Source organism: Mesorhizobium sp. M7A.F.Ca.MR.148.00.0.0 (assembly GCF_003997735.1).
Taxonomy (GTDB): Bacteria; Pseudomonadota; Alphaproteobacteria; order Rhizobiales; family Rhizobiaceae; genus Mesorhizobium.
In genome coordinates, this window is record NZ_RZTB01000245.1 from 1 (window position 1) to 2,316 (window position 2,316).

General features: G+C 58.1%; 3 protein-coding genes. 1 reads left to right on the forward strand and 2 read right to left on the reverse strand.

Annotation, left to right across the window (positions count from 1 at the left end):
- Positions 1 to 474: 474 nt before the first annotated feature.
- The gene (locus tag EOB49_RS33560; protein ID WP_127321675.1) at positions 475 to 1,128 is read left to right on the forward strand and encodes an outer membrane beta-barrel protein; all 654 of its coding nucleotides are present in this window, start codon (positions 475 to 477) and stop codon (positions 1,126 to 1,128) included.
- Between the two features lie 165 nt (positions 1,129 to 1,293).
- Here EOB49_RS33560 and EOB49_RS33565 read toward each other — a convergent pair whose 3' ends face one another.
- Positions 1,294 to 1,554, reverse strand: coding sequence for a hypothetical protein (locus EOB49_RS33565; RefSeq protein ID WP_127383471.1), 261 nt, complete (start codon positions 1,552 to 1,554; stop codon positions 1,294 to 1,296).
- Between the two features lie 421 nt (positions 1,555 to 1,975).
- Complete coding sequence (locus tag EOB49_RS33570; RefSeq protein ID WP_127321676.1) at positions 1,976 to 2,203, reverse strand: hypothetical protein; 228 nt, start codon at positions 2,201 to 2,203, stop codon at positions 1,976 to 1,978.
- Positions 2,204 to 2,316 lie beyond the last annotated feature (113 nt).

The following is a 2,316-nucleotide window of genomic DNA, read 5'->3' on the forward strand; positions in this document are numbered from 1 at the left end:
CCGTCCGGGGGCACCAGCAAAAGTGCGGCAATTGAGTAAATTCAGACAGTTAATCTATTGTCATCGAGTTCGATCCGCCGCCTGATCCACGTTGGAAATCATGCACTTACCCGCGAGAATATCCGCCCCGGAGCATCACCATGTGGAAAGCCCGCCACCGTGCGGCGGCGGGATTTATTGAAGATTAGAACGGCACCTTCCACGCTCCGCTCTCGAATTTCTGGATAATGCCCGCGTCGAAACCTGACTGCCATTCCTCGCCGGCGTTGAGTTTCATTCCAGAGGTTGTGGCGGCGCCGGTGTTCGGCCGCGGAAGTCCGGAGCTCCTCGCGGGATGCCTGTTTGCACCGGCCTTCCTGATACCTAGTCGCCGAATTCAGGCGCAGCAACTTAGTCTACAGGTGTGACTTCCTAGCTACATACAAAGTTGCAGGCTCATCGATATAAAGCGCTTGGCGATTTGATGGGGATTTCATGAAAGCTTTTTTGCTCGCTTCATTCGTTGCGCTTTCGGCGGCTCCGGCCATCGCTGCCGATATGATGACCGCTCCTGTCGACACCCCTGAATGGACTTGGCAAGGGCCATACGCCGGCGTGTTCGGCGCCGGAACGTTGGAACATTACAAGATCTATGAGCCGGGCGCCCAGGCTGGCGCAACGCACAACGTCGGCTCGGCCGCGGTCGGCGGCTTTGCAGGCTATAACTTCCAATCCGGCAAGATTGTCTATGGCGTTGAAGGCGAGCTTGGCTACCGCTTTAAGAAGAACACCTTCGACGATATTCCAGGCCCAGGCGTTCTCGACGCCTCCACAGGTTTGTTCGGATCCGTAAAGGGTCGCGTTGGCATGGACATCGGAGCCTACATGCCGTTTGTCACGGCTGGTGTAACCGCCGCAAAGCTGAAGACGTTCTATCCAGGTGGAAACGCCGAGCGGGATGCAACTTTGGTCGGTGGTATTGTTGGAGCAGGCATCGACGTCGCTCTCACACACAACGTGTTCTTGCGAGGCGAATACGACTTCTCCTTCTTCGGCAAGAAGTCGCTTGAATATTGCGGCGGCGGATGCACGCTGGAACACACGCTTCAGACGCACGATTTCCGCGTCGGCATCGCGATGAAGTTCTAACTGTTCAGCGCGTCACCGACGTTGACGCCCTCCGCAGGAAGGGCAAGACCAAGGTCCAGCTTGTGAATGGCATTCCGCGGGCGCAATGTCGCCACGAACCCGACGGCCAGGGGCCTGGATCGCAAATAGTTCGCGGCTCAGGCCCCTCGTCCCTCCCGGACAATGCTATGGGGGCTCTTCTGCCGGGCGCTCCGGCCCTTGTTGTGCTGGCCCGGTCAAATTCCACCGGATGAACGTAGCATCCTTCCCGGTGACTTCCCGCACCGCCCTTAACAGCACCTCATGCAAGACGCGCGTCTGTCTGTAGTGGTCGCATTGCGGCGATATGAACGGCTTGATGATGCTCAGGTGCAGCGCTTCCGCCGCCACGAGAAAGCGCTCGATTTCAGCCTGCGATAATCGCTCCGAAGGTTTTGACCGAGCCATTGCGACACCTTTTAAGAGTCGCCCCACCCGAGGACAATATTCCTACCGAAGCGTTTCGCTGTAAAGGCTCCACCTCGAAAAGGTCGCTTGGCCCCACGCCTTTTTTGCTGGGCGCCCTTGGCCAATGTCGGTTGATTGCCAAGGGGGTCGTAAACTTTTTGCCCGCCCTGAGGAACATGCATCCGCAATCAAACGTTCGGGATGTGCTTGGTAAGGATAGCTCCTTGAAACACCCGAGCAGAGGCCGTCACTGATTTCCCTCAACACAGTGACGGGCCCACTTCGTCAGACGTCGGCAGCGTTAAATCTTTCTCGCAGGGGTGGAACATGCATCCTCAATCGAAGTTGGAAATGTGCTTGGTTGAGATGTCCCCTCCTCAAGTCCAAGCTCTGGTGCAAGGCCCGTCGCTGTCTGTGTCCTTCAGCGGCGGGCTTGCTTCGTCAGACGCTCGACGGTCTCAATGATCGCCTTGGCCAGAGCTTCGCCTTCGTGGATCGGTTCGGGGCCGTAGAGGCCAAGGATGGCTTCTTCAGATGGCAGCACGCCGGCAGGGCATACCTGCTCCATAGCCATTCGGACGAGCTTCAAGGCTGCGCGTTCGCCAGTGGGTTCGATTGCCACAGGGGAGTTGAGCGGCTCGGGCGTCATGGCTTCGCCTCTCGGATCGCCCGCAATGTCGCATGGCGCAGCTTGTCCTCGCGCTTAAGGGTCTTCACGCGGCCGACGAGGCCAGGTTTGATCCATTCAGCGTCGGGCTTGTC

Bases quoted from the DNA above. Each gene is read 5' to 3' on its own strand.
- EOB49_RS33560 (WP_127321675.1), top strand. From the start codon at position 475: ATGAAAGCTTTTTTGCTCGCTTCATTCGTTGCGCTTTCGGCGGCTCCG.
- EOB49_RS33565 (WP_127383471.1), bottom strand. From the start codon at position 1,554: ATGGCTCGGTCAAAACCTTCGGAGCGATTATCGCAGGCTGAAATCGAG.
- EOB49_RS33570 (WP_127321676.1), bottom strand. From the start codon at position 2,203: ATGACGCCCGAGCCGCTCAACTCCCCTGTGGCAATCGAACCCACTGGC.